Here is a 14,856-nt window from a genome sequence, read left to right as displayed (position 1 = left end):
TGACACCCGTGGCCCGAAACGACGACTGCGGGGCTGGTGCGGATCGCACCAGCCCCGCCGCCGACTGATTCAGCGCAGGGGGGTCAGCCGGTCGGTGCCCAGGCGCTCCTGGAGGACCTTCGGGACCAGGACGCTGCCGTCGGCCTGCTGGTACTGCTCCAGGATGGCCGGGAAGAGCCGGCTCGTCGCCAGCGCCGAGCCGTTGAGCGTGTGCACGAAACGGGTCTGCTTGCCGCCCGGCTCGCGGTAGCGGATGGCCGCCCGACGAGCCTGGTAGTCGCCGGCCCAGGACACCGACGACACCTCCTTGTACTTGCCGGTGCTCGGCATCCACACCTCGATGTCGAGCGTCTTCTTCATCGAGGCGCTGGCGTCACCGGCCGAGAGCAGCGTGCGCTGGTAGTGCAGACCCAGCCCCTCGACCAGGCTCTCGGCGTGGGCGAGCATCTCCTCCAACGCCGCGTCGGCCTGCTCCGGCAGGGTGAACTGGAAGATCTCCACCTTGTTGAACTGGTGCCCCCGCACCGTGCCGCGCTCGTCCGAGTGCGAACCGGCCGACTCCCGCCGGTAACACGGGGTGTACGCGAACGCCTTCAGCGGCAGCTTCGGGGTCTCCAGGATCTCGTCCTGGTACGCGCCGAGGATCGCCGTCTCCGACGTGGGCAGCAGGAACTGGCCGCGCGGGGCGGACGCCGCATCCAGGTGGTAGACGTCGTCGTAGAACTTGGGGAACTGCCCGGCGGCGAAGCCGGCCGAATCCAGCAGCAGGTGCGGCGGGAGCAGGAACTCGTAACCGGCCCTGATGTGCTGGTCGACGAAGTAGTTGAGCAGCGCCCACTCCAGCCGGGCGCCGATGCCCGTGTAGATCCAGAAACCGGACCCGCCGAGCTTGACGCCGCGCTCGTAGTCGACAAGGCCCAACGCCCGGCTCAGCTCCACGTGGTCGCGGACCTTCTCGATCACCGGAGGCTCACCGAAGGTCTTCACCACCCGGTTGGCTTCCTTGCCGCCGGCCACCACGTCGTCGCTGGGCAGGTTGGGCAGCTCGCTCATCGCGTCGCGCAGCCGGACCTGCACCTCGTCGAGCTGGGACTCCAGCTCGGCGAGCTGCCGACGCTCCGCCTCCGGCGCGGCGACCTGCGGCTCCTCGCCGGCCCGCTTCGCCTGCGCGTACGCCCGGGCCTCGGCCTTGCGGCGCTGCCGCTCGGCGTCGATCTCCGTGATCAGGGCGCGGCGTTCCTGGTCGAGCCGCTGGATCTCGTCCAGGGCACGGGTGACCTCGGCGGGATCCAGACGCTTCGCCAGCGCGGTCGCCACCGCCTCGCGATCCTTCCGGATCAACTCCATGTCGAGCATGCTGCTCCGTACGCCTCCGTCCGGGGTCACAGGTGAACCACCAGATGCTACCGTCGCGGGCTTTTCCGCCCGGGACGGGGAGGTTCTAGAGCCGGATCGGCATCAGTACCGAGTAGGTGTCCGCGTCGTCCGGTCGGCGTACGGCCAGCGGGGCGATCGGCCCGTCCAGCTCCAGCACCAGTTGCGGCCCACCGGCCGCGTTCAACGCGTCCAGCAGGTAGCCACCGTCCACCCCGACCCGCAGCGCGTCGGTGCCCAGGTCAGCGGCGGGGAGCAGCCGCAGCTCGCCCCGGTCGTCGACGCCGAGCACGGTGACCGCACGTGTCGTGCCGTCATGGTCGCGGTCGACGGTGGGGGCCGCCGGGTCGGCCAGCGCGGCGCGCAGGGTGGCCACGTCGACCGGGATCCGGCGCGCGGTGGACCGCTCGCCGACCGCCTTGCGCAGCAGCCGGTGGTAGTCCGGGAAGTCGTACGGCAGGGCGGTGCCGGTCACCGTGCCCTCGGCCACCCGCACCCGCAGGTCCGCGCCCGCCACTGTCAGCCGGACCGGCCAGGTGTCGGCGGCGTCGAGCAGTGGCCGGAGCTGGTCGACGAGGGCCACCGGCACGAACACCCGCACCGGCGGGCCGTCGACGTCGGCAGCGGCCCGAGCCAGCGCCAGTCGGTACCGGTCGGTGGCGACGAGTCGGACGCCGTCGGTCTCCACGTCGAACAGCACGCCGGCGAGCATCGGCATCTCCGGGTCGACGGTGACGGCGAAGCGCACCGCGTCGAGCGCGGCGGCCAGGGCGGCGGGGGAGACCAGCAGCGTGGTGGCGGTCGGCGGGGTCGGGTCCAGCAGGGCCCGGAGCCGGTCGACCTCACGGCGGGCGTCGTCGAGCCCGTCGGCGAGCCGGCGCAGGTGCGTGTCGAGCAGCTGGTGCACCACTGCCGGCTCGGCGCGTACCGCGGTGGCGATCTGCGGCACCGGCATGCCGATCCGGCGCAGCCCGGCCACCAGCCGGGCCGGCGCGACCTGCTCGTCGGTGTACCAGCGGTAGCCGGTCACCGGGTCGACCAGGGCCGGCTCCAGCACGCCGGCCGAGTCGTAGAAGCGCAGGGCGCTGACCGTCAGGCCGCTGGCCCGGGCCAGCTCGCCGATGCTGTGCAGGTGACTCACGCTGGGCATCCTGCCCCCTCGACCCGGTTGAGGGTCAAGCCGAGCGTTCCAGCACCCGGAAGGTGAGGCCGGCCCGGACCAGCCGGTCGAGCAGCGCGTCACCCATCGCGGCCACCGGGGTGAGCTGCCCGGCGGTCGGCGGCAGCTCGTCGAGCGCCAGGCACAGCGCCGACTCGCCGAGCATCTTCGCCGTCTCGTCGTAGCCGGGGTCACCGCCGGCGACCTCGGTGACCACCCGCTGCCCGCCGCCGGTGCCGACGAACCGCACCCGGAACCACGACGACGCCCGCTGCTGCGCCGTGGGCCCCTGCCCGGACGCGAGCCGGCCGAGCAGCCAGCGCCGACTGGGCGGCAGCTTCACCAGCCCGACCAGCGCGCCGAGCCCGGCGGCACCGACAAGCACTGTGGGCAGCCGCTTCACCGCGGCGAAGTGCCGGTAGCGGAAGTCCGGGCCGTACTCCGGGCGGGCCGCCGCCGAACGGCGCACCACCTGCGGGTCGATGGTCGGCAGCGGCACCGTCCAGATGCCCAGCTCCGCCGAGCGGGCCAGCCGGCCCGGCACCGCCCGGACCCGACGGTCGGTGGGGCGCGGCTCGACCGCCCGGCGCTCCCGGGCGGCCCGGCTGGCCTGCCCGCTACGGGAGAACGCGGTGAGCGCCGAATGGTAGGTGCCGGCGGAGAACCGGCCGCCGGCGCGCACGTACCCGTCCACGGTGATCGGGACGTCGGCGGGCAGCTGCTTGACGGTGAACCAGACGCCCAGGTCGTGCGGGACGGAGTCGAACCCGCAGGCGTGCACCAGCCGCGCGCCGGTGCGTGCCGCCTCGGCGTGGTGGCGCACGTACATCAGGTCGACGAACTCCGGCTCGCCGGTGATGTCCAGGTAGTCGGTGCCGGCCCGGGCGCAGGCGGCGACCAGCGGCTCCCCGTGGTGGATGTACGGGCCGACGGTGCTGGCCACCACCCGGGCGTTCTCCGCCACCACCCGCAGCGAGTCGGCGTCGGTCACGTCGGCGGTGAGCAACGGCAGGTCGGCCAGGCCCGGGTCGATGGCGGCGAGCCGGTCGCGGACGGCGGCGAGGCGTTGCGGGTTGCGCCCGGCCAGCGCCCAGCGCAGCCCGGCCGGTGCGTGTCGGGCCAGGTACTCGGCGGTCAGGCCGCCGGTGAACCCGGTCGCGCCGAACAACACCACGTCGTACGTTCGCTCCACGGCCATCCCCGGAGTCTGCCATTCGCCCCCGCCGATCGACACTCGTCACGGCGTGAACACGGCCCGTACGCAACCGTCGGCCCGGTCCCGGAACAGCGCGTACCCCTCGGGGCCCCGCGCCAACGGCAGTCGGTGGGTGGCCAGGTGCTCGGTCCGCAGCTCGTCGCGGGCCATCCGGTCCAGCAGCGTCGGCACGTCGCGCAGGTCGGGCCGGCCCGCACCGTGCAGCGTGAGCCGCCGTTCGGTCAGCGCACCCAGCGGGAACGCGTCGACGAACCCGGCCGTCCCGCCGAGCACCACCACCATGCCGCTCTTGCGGCAGGCGTGCACCGCCTCCCGCAGCGCGTCCGGCCGGTCGGCGTGCTGGCCGCCGAAGCGGTCGGCCACCGACCGGGTCGGCGGCGCGCCGACCGCCACCACGCACACGTCCGGCCCGCGCCCACCGCTGCGGTCGCGCAGCTCGGCGGCGATGTCGTCACGGCGGTAGTCGAGCGGCTCGGCGGCGCAGTGCCGCTCGGCCATCCGCAACCGCTCCTCGTACCGGTCCACGATCAGCACCCGGGTGGCACCGCGCCGCACCGCCGCCCACGCGGTCAACTGGCCCACCGCCCCGGCGCCCCAGATCGCCACCACGTCGCCGGGGCGCACCGCACCCACCTCGGCGGCGAGCCACCCACTCGGCGCGGCGTCGGCGGCGAACACCGCCCGGTCGTCGTCGACGCCGTCCGGGACCCGGAACGCGCTCACGTCGGCGTACGGCACCCGCACGTACTCGGCGTGACCGCCGGCGAAACCGCCGGCCGCCCTCGGCCGGCCGAAGCACCCGACGTCCGAGCGGGCCCAGTCGGGGTCGGCGCTGGCCAGGTCGGCATGGGCGTTGTCGCAGCAGGAGTGCCGGCCCTGGCGGCAGTACCAGCAGCCGCCGCAGGCCACGCTCGCGCCGACCACCACCCGGTCGCCGACCCGGTGTCGGCGAACCCCGGGGCCGACCTCGACCACCTCGCCCAGGAACTCCGCGCCGAGCACGTCGCCGGCGCGCAGCAGCGGGTGCCGGCCGGACAGCAGCGGCAGATCACCCCCGCTGGTGGCGCTGCGCCGCACCCGCACGATGACGTCCCGCTCGTTGCGCAGCTCCGGGTCGGGCACCTCGCGTACCCCCAGCTCACCGGCGGCCACCCAGCACAGCGCCCTCACCCGGGAACCTCGGGGCGGTCCAGCGCGGAGCGGTCCGCGCGGAGCACCTCACCGGTCTCCACCCGCTGCTTGACCTGGCGCAGCGTCCGGCGGACCAGCAGAGCAGGGTCGTCGCCGACCAGGTGCGCGGCCAGCCCGGTGGGCGGGGTGACGCCGGCCAGCGGCCGGGCGGCCAGCTCGGTGCCCCGATCGCCGGGCGCCGGCCGCACCCGTACCTCGATCGCCCCGTCCAGGCGGCGTAGCGGCTCCGGCCAGCGGCCGTCCGGAAGCACCTGCCCCGGGGGCCGGTCGACGGTCACCACCTCCCACCGGGCCGGCGCGGCGGCGTCGCCGTCCGCGCCCGGCCGGCCACCCCCACGGGGTACGCGCAGCAACCGTGCCGCCCTGGCCAGCGCCGCGCCGCCGAGGGCGGGTCCCGCCCGTGCCAGCCGTCCCATCGGCACCACCCGTCCTCCCGGTTCACGTCCCCCGATCGTCGGTCGCGGCCGGGTGAAGCGCGCTCGCCCGGAAGGGGTGAACCGGCCCGGGTCGGGTAACCGCTCGCCGACCGGGGGCGGAGCGTGTGGTGGGGGTGGGGCTGGGTGCCGGAACAGAATCAGGTACGGGTCGAACCGGCACCGGGGCCACCGCTGTTGGCGTCCCGGCTGACACCGGCCGTGCCGCCGGAACCGGTGGTGGCCCGGCCCCGCCTGCTGCGCCGGCTGGACGAGGGCAGTGCGGGACCGGTGACGGTGGTGGCCGCCCCCGCCGGCTGGGGCAAGACGACACTGCTGGCCTCCTGGGTGCGGCTGGGCGGCGCCGCACCCGACGTCCAGCCCGGCGAGGTCGTGCCCGACTCCGGCGACCTGTCGGTGTCGCCCGCGGACACCCCCGTCTCGGCCTGGATGTCGGTCGAGGCCGGCGACGACTCCGACCGGCTCTGGGCGTACCTCGCCGCGGCGCTGCGCTCGGCGATCGGGTCGACCGACGACGGCCCGGTGCCCGACCGGCCACCGCGCCCCGACCAACTGGAGGCGTTGGCCGCCAGGCTCGCCGCCGCCGACCGGCCGGTGCTGCTGATCCTTGACGATCTGCACCGGGTCACCGACCCGGCGGCGTTGACCGGCCTGGAGTTCCTGCTGCGGCACGCCGGCCGGCGGCTCCGGCTGGTGATCGGCGCGCGCGCCGGGCTGCACCTGCCACTGCACCGGCTGCGCCTCGCCGGTGAGCTGACCGAGATCGGCCCGGACGAGCTGGCGTTCACCGACGACGAGGTGGCCGATCTGCTCACCTCCCACGCCGCCGCGCTGCCGGCGAGCGCCGTGCACCGGCTTCGGGAGCGCACCGGCGGCTGGCCGGCCGCGCTGCGCATCGCGGCCCTGGCGGTCCGCGGACAACCCGACCCGGAGCGCTGGGTGGGGCAGTTCGGCGGGGACCAACCGGAGATCGCCGGCTACCTGCACGAGGAGGTGCTGGCGACGCTCGACCCGGCCGAGGTGGACCTGCTGCGGCGTACCGCCCTGGTCGACACCGTCTGCGCCGACCTGGCCGAGGCCCTCACCGGCCGCGCCGACGCCGGGCAGGCGCTGGCCGACCTGGCCGGGACCGGTGGTCTGCTGCACCGGGAGGACACCCGGCCACCCTGGTACCGGTGTGAGCCGCTGCTCGCCGACCTGCTCCGTGCCGACCTGGCCCGGTTGCCCGCCGACGAGCTGCGCGAGCTGCACGTGCGGGCCGCCGACTGGTACGCGGGCGACGGCCGGCCCGCCGACGGACTACGGCACGCCCTGGCCGCCGGCCGCTGGGACCTGGCCGGTGACCTGTTCGTCGCGCACTGGCCGGAGCTGACCCGCTACGACAGTGGCCCGGTGCACGCGCCGGCACCCGCGCCGCCGCCAGCGGAGGTGATCCGCGCCGACCCGGAGGTGGCGCTGGCCTGCGCCGCCGAGCGGGCGTACGCCGGTGACCTGCCGGCGGCCGACGGTCACCTGCGCGCCGCCGCCGGGCACGCCGCGGGCCTTCCGGTGCCGCGCCGGGACCGGTTCCTGCGGTTGGTCACCGCGCTGGAGCTGACCGTGGCCCGGCTCGCCGACGACCGCGGTGAGGTGCGGGCCGCCGCCGCTCGCCTGCTGCGTACCCGCCCGTCGGACGCCATGCCGACCCGGGTGCCGGACAGCCCGCCGACCGGTGTGGTCAGCTCCGCCCCGACGGCCGGTGGCGGCGGCGCTGCGGACGACCTGGACCTGCGGGCGTTCACCGGCACCGCCCTGGGGCTGGTCGAGATGGCCGACGGCGAGCTGCCCACCGCCCGGTTCGTCCGGGCCCGGGCGGCAGCTCGGGAGGCTGAGCGACCGCGCACCGAGCTGGTCGGTGCCAGCCGCGCCGCGCTGCTGCTCGCGGTGCGCGGCGAACTGCGGTCGGCCGAGCAGGCGGCCCGGGACGCGCTCGGCATGCCGCCCTGCCGGGGCTGGTCCTGTCGGCTCGACTGCGGCTACGCGTACCTGGCTCTCGCGGTGGTGGCGCTGCTGCGCGACCAGCCCGACGAGGCCGCCGCGAACCTCGCCCTCGCCCTCGCGGCGCTCGACGTGGCGGGCGGCTGGTCCGGCGACGCGGAGGTGGGCGACGAGTGGCTGGCCGCCGCGGCCGGGGAACCGGTGGCGACGGCGGTGGCCGCGTTGTGCGGGGCCCAGCTGCGCCGCGACTCCGGCGACCCGGCGGCCGGCCAGCGGCTGCTCGTCCGGGCCCGGGAGGCGTTGGCCGACCGGCCGTCCGCCGCCAGGTTGACCGGTCTGCTGCTGGCCGCCGAAGCCGAACTGCGTGCCGCGCGGGGCGACCTGGACTCCGCCCGCGACCTGCTGACCGACGCCGCCGAGGAGGGGACGGACCCGGTGCTCGCGGTGACGTTGGCGAAGATGCAACTGCTGGCCGGCGACACCGCCGCCGCCGCGCGCACCCTGCCGGCGTGGCAGGCGCCGGCCGCCACCGCCTGGCCGTTACCGGTACGGCTGGACGCGGGCCTGCTGGACGCGGTGCTGGCCGAGCGGGCCGGGGACGGGCGTCGGGCCGGCCGGATCCTGGAGCAGACGCTGGACCTGGCCGGCCCGCAGGGCTGCCGGAGGGTCTTCACCCGGGCGGAGCCGCCCGTGCGGGACCTGCTCGCCGCGCACCTGGACGCCGGCACCGCGCACTTCGCGCTCGTCAGTGACCTCGTCCGGGGTGCGGGGCAGAGCACCGCCGGGCCGGCCACCGGGATGCGGGGCGCACTCGACGAGCCGCTGACCGAGCGGGAGCTGACCATCCTGCGCTATCTGCAGAGCATCCTGTCCAACGTGGAGATCGCCAGCGAGTTGTCCCTCTCGGTCAACACGGTGAAGACCCACGTCCGCAACATCTACCGCAAGCTCGACGCGACCCGCCGGCGTGAGGCGGTCCGGCGGGCGCGCGAGCTGCGGCTGATCTGAACGGACACGGGTCAGGCGTTGGCGGCGGCGTCCACGGCCGTCAGCAGGTCGGGCAGGTCGTACCCGCCGTCGTGCCGGACGCCGTTGACGAACAGGGTGGGGGTGCCGTTCACCCCGCTGCGGATGCCACCGACGAAGTCCCGGCGCACCCGGTCCGCGTGCGTCCGGTTCTCCACCTCGGCGTTCAACTCGTCCGGCGGCAGGCCGACCTGCTCGACACCGAGCGAGAGGTGCACCGGGTCGAGCTGGTCCTGGTGCTCGTAGAGCCAGTCGTGCATCTCCCAGAACCGGCCGCGGACACCGGCGGCCTCGGCCGTCTCGGCGGCGCGTTCGGCGTACGGGTGCACGTTGGCGATCGGGAAGTAGCGGTAGACCAGCCGGACGGTGTCGGCCCGCTGCCGCAGCAACTCGTGCAGGTTCGGGTACGCGGCACCGCAGAACGGGCACTGGAAGTCGCCGTACTCGACGATGGTCACCGCCGCGTCGGCCGGTCCCCGGATGTGGTCCTCGGTGGTCACCGGGTCGCGAAGGCGGGCGGTGACCTGCAGTGGCGTGCTCATCCGGCCATCACCTTCCGATCGGCGGCGAGTTGGTCCAGCGCGTCGAAGATGCCGTCGGCGCCGGGGTTCACGTCGGGCGGTGACAGGTAGCTCCAGGTCACCGTCCCGGCCGGGTCGAGCACGACCAGCGCGCGGGCCGCCTCGCCCCGCTGCGGCAGGTATGCGCCGTAGCGGCGGGCCACCTCGCCCTTCGGCTCGAAGTCGGACAGCAGGGGGAACTCGATGCCCTTGCTCTCCGCGAACGCCCGGTGCGACCAGATGCTGTCCACCGACACGCCGAGCACCACCGCCTGGTACTGAGCGAAGACGGGTGCCGCCGACTGGTAGAGCGACATCTGGTCCCCGCAGACCGGGCTCCAGTCGGCGGGGTAGAAGGCGAGCACGACGGGCCGGCCACGGAACTGCTCAGGCCCGACGAGAGCCCCGTCCGGGGTGGCCGGCAATGTGAAACCAGGCGCGGTACGTCCCGGTTGGATCAGCCCGTTCGGATCACTCATGCCACCAGCCTGCTCCCGGGGCGGGTGAGGCGGGCTCACCCACCCCGGGTGGTTCGGCGCCCGCTCGGCGCTGGCGGGCTCAGCGCAGCACCGGGGCGACCGCGATGTGGTTCTGCACCTCCCGGATGCCCGGCGCGGACCACGCCACCTGCTCGACCTCGGCCCGTTCGGGCATCGAGTGCACCAACCCGGCGAGGATCGCCGTGTCACCGTGCACCCGGACGCTGATCCGTTCGGCCTCGGTCGCTCCGGCCCGGGCCAGCGCGTCGACGATCCGCTCGGCCAGGTTGTGGCCGTCCGGCGCGCTGGCCGGTCGGACGGTGATGCCGTTGCTGACCCCGCGTACGCCGGTCAGTCGGGCGACCGCGCGTTCGGCGGCTCGGCGCTGGTACTCCCACTCGACGTCGCCGTGCAACGTCACCCAGCCAGCCGAGACGGTCACCTGGAGTTTCTCGATGGGCACGAACGCGTCCCACTCCAGCCCGTGGCTGGCTGCGGCGGCCAGGTCGCTGTCGGCGCGCTCGGTGCTGTCGGTGAGCTGCACGGCCACGTCGTTGGCGACCGCCCGGACCGAGGTGACCCGGTGCGCGGCCCGTTCGGCGGCCCACTTCTTGGCGTAACTGTCCACGCGGCCGGTCAGGGTGACGACGCCCTCGGCGACGGTCACGCCGATCTCGTGCGGCTGCACCCGCGGTTCCCAGGTCAGCTCGTCGAGGACGGCGGACTGGATGTCCTGATCGGTGCGGTTGATCTCCGCGATGGCCATCTGTCCTCCTCCGCTGTGGCGATGGCGGACCTGGCGCTGGTCGCGGCCGGAGGTCCGCCGTGCCGCCAGCCTGCCGCCGCCCGGGGTGAGCCGCCCTCGCCCGGACCGGGTGAGGGCGTGGCCCGACCTGGGCGGCCGGCCGTGGAGGCGAGGACCAACATCGATGATGGGAGCGCTTCCAAAGCGAGCGGCTTTCGGTTACGGTAATCGCGTTCCTCGATCGCGGGAGCCGTCGCGTCGGGTGATGGAGCCAGGGCAGCTCCGTCCGTCCCCGTCGTCGTGCTCGTCCCCCGGGCCACGGCGTCACCAGGCGATCGACCCCGTCCCCCGGGGCTCCATCGAGAGGAACCGCAGATGCGGAGAAGTCTCGCCGGCACCGTCGTGTCCGTGCTGGCCGCCGCCACCGCCGTCGTGGTGGTCCCGTTCACCGCCGCCGGGTCGGCCCCCGCCCCGGCCGCGGCGGAGGCGTACACCTGGCGGAACGTCCCGGTCGGCGGCGGCGGCTTCGTCCCCGGCATCGTCTTCAACCCCACCGAGAAGAACCTCATCTACGCGCGCACCGACATCGGCGGGGCGTACCGCTGGGAACAGGGCAGCCAGTCCTGGACGCCGCTGCTCGACTGGGTCGGCGCCGACCGGTGGGGCTACAACGGCGTGGTCAGCATCGCCACCGACCCGGTGCAGACCAACCGGGTGTACGCCGCGGTCGGCATGTACACCAACGGCTGGGACCCGAACAACGGCGCGATCCTGCGTTCGACCGACAAGGGCGCCAGCTGGCAGGCCACCGAGCTGCCGTTCAAGAACGGCGGGAACATGCCGGGCCGGGGAATGGGGGAGCGGCTCGCCGTCGACCCCAACCGGAACAGCATCGTGTACTACGGCGCAGAGGGCGGCAACGGGCTCTGGCGCAGCACCGACCACGGCGCGACCTGGGCCCGCGTCACCTCCTTCCCCAACGTCGGCAACTACCGGGCCGACCCCAGCGACCCGAACGGCTACAACGGGCAGAACCAGGGCCTGACCTGGGTCAGCTTCGACAAGAGCACCGGCACCGCCGGCTCCACCACACAGACCATCTACGTGGGCGTGGCGGACAAGGACAACCCGGTCTACCGCAGCACCGACGGCGGCGTCACCTGGGCGCGCATCCCCGGTCAGCCCACCGGCTACCTCGCCCACAAGGGCGTCGTCGACCCGGTCGGCGGTCACCTCTACATCGCCACCAGCGACACCGGCGGCCCGTACGACGGCGGCAAGGGCGACGTCTGGAAGTTCACCAGGTCGACCGGGGCCTGGGCGCGGATCAGCCCGGTGCCGTCCACCAGTGCCGACGCCTACTTCGGCTACAGCGGGCTGACCATCGACCGGCAACGGCCGAACACCCTGGTGGTCGCCACCCAGGTGTCCTGGTGGCCGGACGCCATCTTCTTCCGCAGCACCGACGGCGGGGCGAGCTGGACGCGGATCTGGGAGTTCAGCAACTACCCGGAGAGGTCCCGCCGCTACACCATGGACATCAGCTCGGTGCCCTGGTTGACCTTCGGTGTCAACCCGGCGCCCCCTGAGGAAAGCCCCAAGCTCGGCTGGATGAACGAGTCGGTGGAGATCGACCCGCACGACTCCAACCGGATGATGTACGGCACCGGCGCCACCATCTACGGCACCACCGACCTGACCAAGTGGGACACCGGTGGTCAGTTCACGCTCCGGCCGATGGTCCGAGGGCTGGAGGAGACCGCCGTCCTCGACCTGGCCAGCCCGCCCAGCGGCGCACCGCTGATCAGCGCGCTCGGCGACGTCGGCGGGTTCCGACACACCGACCTGGACACCATCCCGTCGATGCTGTTCACCCAGCCGGTCTTCACGAGCACCACCAGCCTGGACTACGCGGAGAACAAGCCCGCGGTGCTGGTACGCGCCGGCAACTTCACCGACGCCGACCGCCCCAACGACAGTCACGTCGCCTTCTCCACCGACGGCGGCGCCACCTGGTTCCAGGGCACCGAACCGTCCGGGGTCAACCTGGGTGGCACGGTGGCCGCCGCCGCGGACGGCAGCCGGTTCGTCTGGGCCCCTGGTGACGCCGGTCAGCGCGTGGTCCACGCGGTCGGTTTCGGCAACTCCTGGGCGCCGTCGACCGGCATTCCGGCGAACGCGACGATCGAGTCCGACCGGGTCGACCCCGCCCGGTTCTACGGCTTCAGCGGCGGGCGCTTCTACCTCAGCACCGACGGCGGGGCCAGCTTCACCCCGACCGCGGCGACCGGTCTGCCCACCACCGACGTCCGGTTCAAGGCCCTGCCGGGGCGGGCCGGCGAGGTGTGGCTGGCCGGACCGGGTGGCCTGTGGCGCTCCACCGACGCGGGTGCGAGCTTCACCAGGCTGAGCGGCGTCAGCGCCAGCGGCAACGTCGGCTTCGGCAAGGCGGCACCCGGGCGGACCAACCCCGCAGTGTTTCTCTACGGCACGGTGAACGGTCAACCCGGCGTGCACCGCTCCGACGACACCGGCGCGACCTGGGTACGCGTCAACGACGACCGCCACCAGTACGGCAACCCGACCGAGGCGTTGACCGGCGACCCGCGTGTCTACGGTCGGGTCTACCTCGGCACCAACGGTCGCGGGATCCTGGTCGCCGAGCCCAGCGGCGAGCCCCCGACCACGCCCCCGCCGACCACCCCGCCCCCGACCACGCCGCCCCCGACCACCCCGCCGCCGACGACGCCCCCGCCGACCACCCCGCCGCCGGCCGCCGGTTGTGCGGCGACCTACCGGGTGACCGGCTCCTGGTCAGGCGGCTTCCAGGCCGAGTTGACGGTCAGCAACACTGGCAGCGCCCCCATCGCCGGGTGGACGCTGGGCTGGATCTTCACCGACGGCCAGCAGGTCAACCAACTCTGGGGCGGCACCCACACCCAGACCGGGGCCGCGGTAACGGTCCGGGACAGCGGCTGGAACGGCGCGCTCGCCGCCGGGGCCAGCACCACCGCCGGTTTCCTCGGCTCCTGGACCGGCAGCAACACGCCCCCGACGGCCATCACCTGCACGAGTCGCTGAGCGGGTGATCCGGGTCGGGACCCCGGATCACCACCAGACACCGGTCCGCCGGGCCGCCTGAGGGGTCCGGCACCCGGCGGACCGGTTCCACCCCAGCACCACGACGGGCCCCACCCGACCCAGGTCGGGTGGGGCCCGTCGTGGTGCTGTCGTTCAGACGGCGGGGGAGTTGGGGCGGTCGACGTCGACGAACTCCACGTCGTCGACGGCACGGTCGTCGCGGCTGCCGGCGGCCCGCGCGGCGGAACCGACGGCCCAACCGACCGCCGCGCCGGCGAGCGCGGCGCCGATCAGCAGCGTCCAGGGCAGTGCCGGCTGGCGGCCGGCGAGCGCGTCGAAGGCCAGCGAGGCGCGGCGTCGCGCCTCCTCGGCGGCGGATCCCACCAGGTCACCCGCACCGTCGGCGAGATCACTGCTGTTGCGACGGGCCGAGCGGGCGGTGTCCAGCACACTGTCTCCGGCGGAGCTGACCGCCGAGAGCAGGTGCTCCCAGGCCTGCTCAGCGATCCGCTCCGGCTTGCTGCGGCGGTCCAGCAGGTTGGTTCCGAACATCGTGGTTACCTCCTCGGGTGCCGAAGCCGCCGGCCACTTCGGACTTCGGCGTCTTTCCAGCGCGTCACGGTGTCGTCCACCCCGCAGTGCCCCGCGTCAGCCGGGCGCAAACCCCGACCGCCGCGGAGCACCGCCAGCTCGGCGCGCCGGCAACCCGGCGCGCCACCGACTCAGCGCACCGCTGACACGGTGACGCCGCGGGCGAAGTCGTCGTCATCGTCGTCATCGTCGTCTCCGCCACCGAAACCGCAGGCCAGGACGAGGGCGAGCAGAACGCCGACGCCGGCCAACCCGGCAAGTCGCTTGATCATCGAAGATCCTCTCCGTCACGGCGGGTGTCCCGGCCGATGCTAGGGCGCGTGGGCAACCGGCGGCGCGGATCACACCCGCCGACCGGGTGCGACACGCCGACGGCGCACGGGGCTGGCGTACGTCGGGGGCCGGTTGTCGGGCGTGCCGCGTCCGGACCGCTACCCTGGTTCGGCGGCGCGTCGGTCCCGACTGATCGTCGATGTTCAGATAACAAAAACTCTTGAGTAATCAAATACTGAAAAGTGCGGATATGGGCAGCTTTTTGGGCCCGGATCCGCGAATTGCTCATCCCGAGGGGTGGCGACCGAGGCCATCGGAGGAATACTCTCGGTCGCGGCCCGCGTACTGATGAGGCGCCCGGGGGACGGGCGGGTGGAGGTGCTCGCGTGAGCCTGTCGATCGTGAAGTCGGTTCTGTCCGGTGGTGTCGTGGAGATCGCCCCACGGGGCGAAATCGACGTCGACACCGCGTACGAGGTGCGCGAAGCGATCGCGGAGGTGCTGGCCAAGGGCCGGCCGCTGCGCATCGAACTCAACATGAGGCTGGTCACCTTCATCGACTCGGTCGGCATCAGCGCCATGGTGGCCGGCTTCCAGACGGCCGAGGTCAGCGACGTCAAGCTGGTCGTCACCGAGCCGAGCCGGTTCGTGCACCGGCAGCTCTGGGTGACGGGCCTGCTCGGCCTCTTCGGCGCCCCGGAGCCCTACTTCGCCGGCGCCGCCACCCCCGAGGTGCTGCCCGGCGCCTGAG

The 14,856-nt window shown here is 74.0% G+C and carries 13 protein-coding genes; 3 read left to right on the top strand and 10 right to left on the bottom strand.

What is annotated here, in order from left to right:
* Positions 1–69: 69 nt before the first annotated feature.
* From serS to ACX27O_RS28340, 5 genes are all read right to left on the bottom strand, one after another.
* Positions 70–1,356, bottom strand: coding sequence for a serine--tRNA ligase (serS, locus tag ACX27O_RS28360; RefSeq protein WP_210865463.1), 1,287 nt, complete (start codon positions 1,354–1,356; stop codon positions 70–72).
* Between the two features lie 85 nt (positions 1,357–1,441).
* Positions 1,442–2,524, bottom strand: coding sequence for a DNA polymerase III subunit beta family protein (locus tag ACX27O_RS28355; protein WP_210865426.1), 1,083 nt, complete (start codon positions 2,522–2,524; stop codon positions 1,442–1,444).
* A 25-nt stretch (positions 2,525–2,549) separates the two neighbouring features.
* Complete coding sequence (locus ACX27O_RS28350; RefSeq protein ID WP_210865427.1) at positions 2,550–3,731, bottom strand: saccharopine dehydrogenase family protein; 1,182 nt, start codon at positions 3,729–3,731, stop codon at positions 2,550–2,552.
* A gap of 39 nt (positions 3,732–3,770) precedes the next feature.
* Positions 3,771–4,919, bottom strand: coding sequence for an alcohol dehydrogenase catalytic domain-containing protein (locus ACX27O_RS28345; RefSeq protein WP_210865428.1), 1,149 nt, complete (start codon positions 4,917–4,919; stop codon positions 3,771–3,773).
* Entirely contained in the window at positions 4,916–5,356 is a 441-nt protein-coding gene (locus ACX27O_RS28340) for a hypothetical protein (RefSeq protein WP_458940373.1), read from the bottom strand. Before ACX27O_RS28340 ends, ACX27O_RS28345 begins: the two co-directional genes overlap by 4 nt.
* A gap of 144 nt (positions 5,357–5,500) precedes the next feature.
* Between ACX27O_RS28340 and ACX27O_RS28335 the strand changes: the two genes are divergently transcribed.
* On the top strand, positions 5,501–8,359 hold the full coding sequence (locus ACX27O_RS28335) for a LuxR C-terminal-related transcriptional regulator (protein ID WP_458940372.1): 2,859 nt from the start codon (positions 5,501–5,503) through the stop codon (positions 8,357–8,359).
* Between the two features lie 11 nt (positions 8,360–8,370).
* Here the strand turns inward: ACX27O_RS28335 and ACX27O_RS28330 are convergent, their stop codons facing one another.
* The 3 genes from ACX27O_RS28330 to ACX27O_RS28320 all read right to left on the bottom strand — a co-directional run bounded on the left by ACX27O_RS28330 (position 8,371) and on the right by ACX27O_RS28320 (position 10,182).
* The gene (locus ACX27O_RS28330; RefSeq protein ID WP_030330312.1) at positions 8,371–8,919 is read right to left on the bottom strand and encodes a DsbA family protein; all 549 of its coding nucleotides are present in this window, start codon (positions 8,917–8,919) and stop codon (positions 8,371–8,373) included.
* A complete protein-coding gene (locus ACX27O_RS28325) occupies positions 8,916–9,416 on the bottom strand; it encodes a redoxin domain-containing protein (RefSeq protein WP_210861600.1) in 501 nt (166 codons plus the stop codon). The genes ACX27O_RS28330 and ACX27O_RS28325 overlap by 4 nt, the downstream gene beginning before the upstream one ends.
* A 79-nt stretch (positions 9,417–9,495) precedes the next feature.
* Positions 9,496–10,182, bottom strand: a complete 687-nt coding sequence (locus ACX27O_RS28320) for a BON domain-containing protein (RefSeq protein WP_030330308.1) — start codon at positions 10,180–10,182, stop codon at positions 9,496–9,498.
* 354 nt (positions 10,183–10,536) lie between these two features.
* On the opposite strand from ACX27O_RS28320, the gene ACX27O_RS28315 reads away from it, so the two are divergent.
* On the top strand, positions 10,537–13,242 hold the full coding sequence (locus tag ACX27O_RS28315; protein ID WP_458940371.1) for a cellulose binding domain-containing protein: 2,706 nt from the start codon (positions 10,537–10,539) through the stop codon (positions 13,240–13,242).
* A gap of 153 nt (positions 13,243–13,395) precedes the next feature.
* Here ACX27O_RS28315 and ACX27O_RS28310 read toward each other — a convergent pair whose 3' ends face one another.
* Entirely contained in the window at positions 13,396–13,794 is a 399-nt protein-coding gene (locus tag ACX27O_RS28310) for a hypothetical protein (protein ID WP_030330304.1), read from the bottom strand.
* 170 nt (positions 13,795–13,964) lie between these two features.
* Positions 13,965–14,105, bottom strand: a complete 141-nt coding sequence (locus ACX27O_RS28305) for a hypothetical protein (RefSeq protein ID WP_156057395.1) — start codon at positions 14,103–14,105, stop codon at positions 13,965–13,967.
* A gap of 387 nt (positions 14,106–14,492) precedes the next feature.
* On the opposite strand from ACX27O_RS28305, the gene ACX27O_RS28300 reads away from it, so the two are divergent.
* Positions 14,493–14,855 carry an STAS domain-containing protein gene (locus tag ACX27O_RS28300; RefSeq protein ID WP_030330302.1) on the top strand — a complete coding sequence of 121 codons (363 nt, stop codon included), beginning with the start codon at positions 14,493–14,495 and terminating at the stop codon, positions 14,853–14,855.
* The last annotated feature ends 1 nt before the right edge of the window (position 14,856 follow it).

The sequence above is a fragment of the Micromonospora sp. SD19 genome, assembly GCF_054462275.1.
This window is presented reverse-complemented; position numbering and strand designations above follow the sequence as displayed.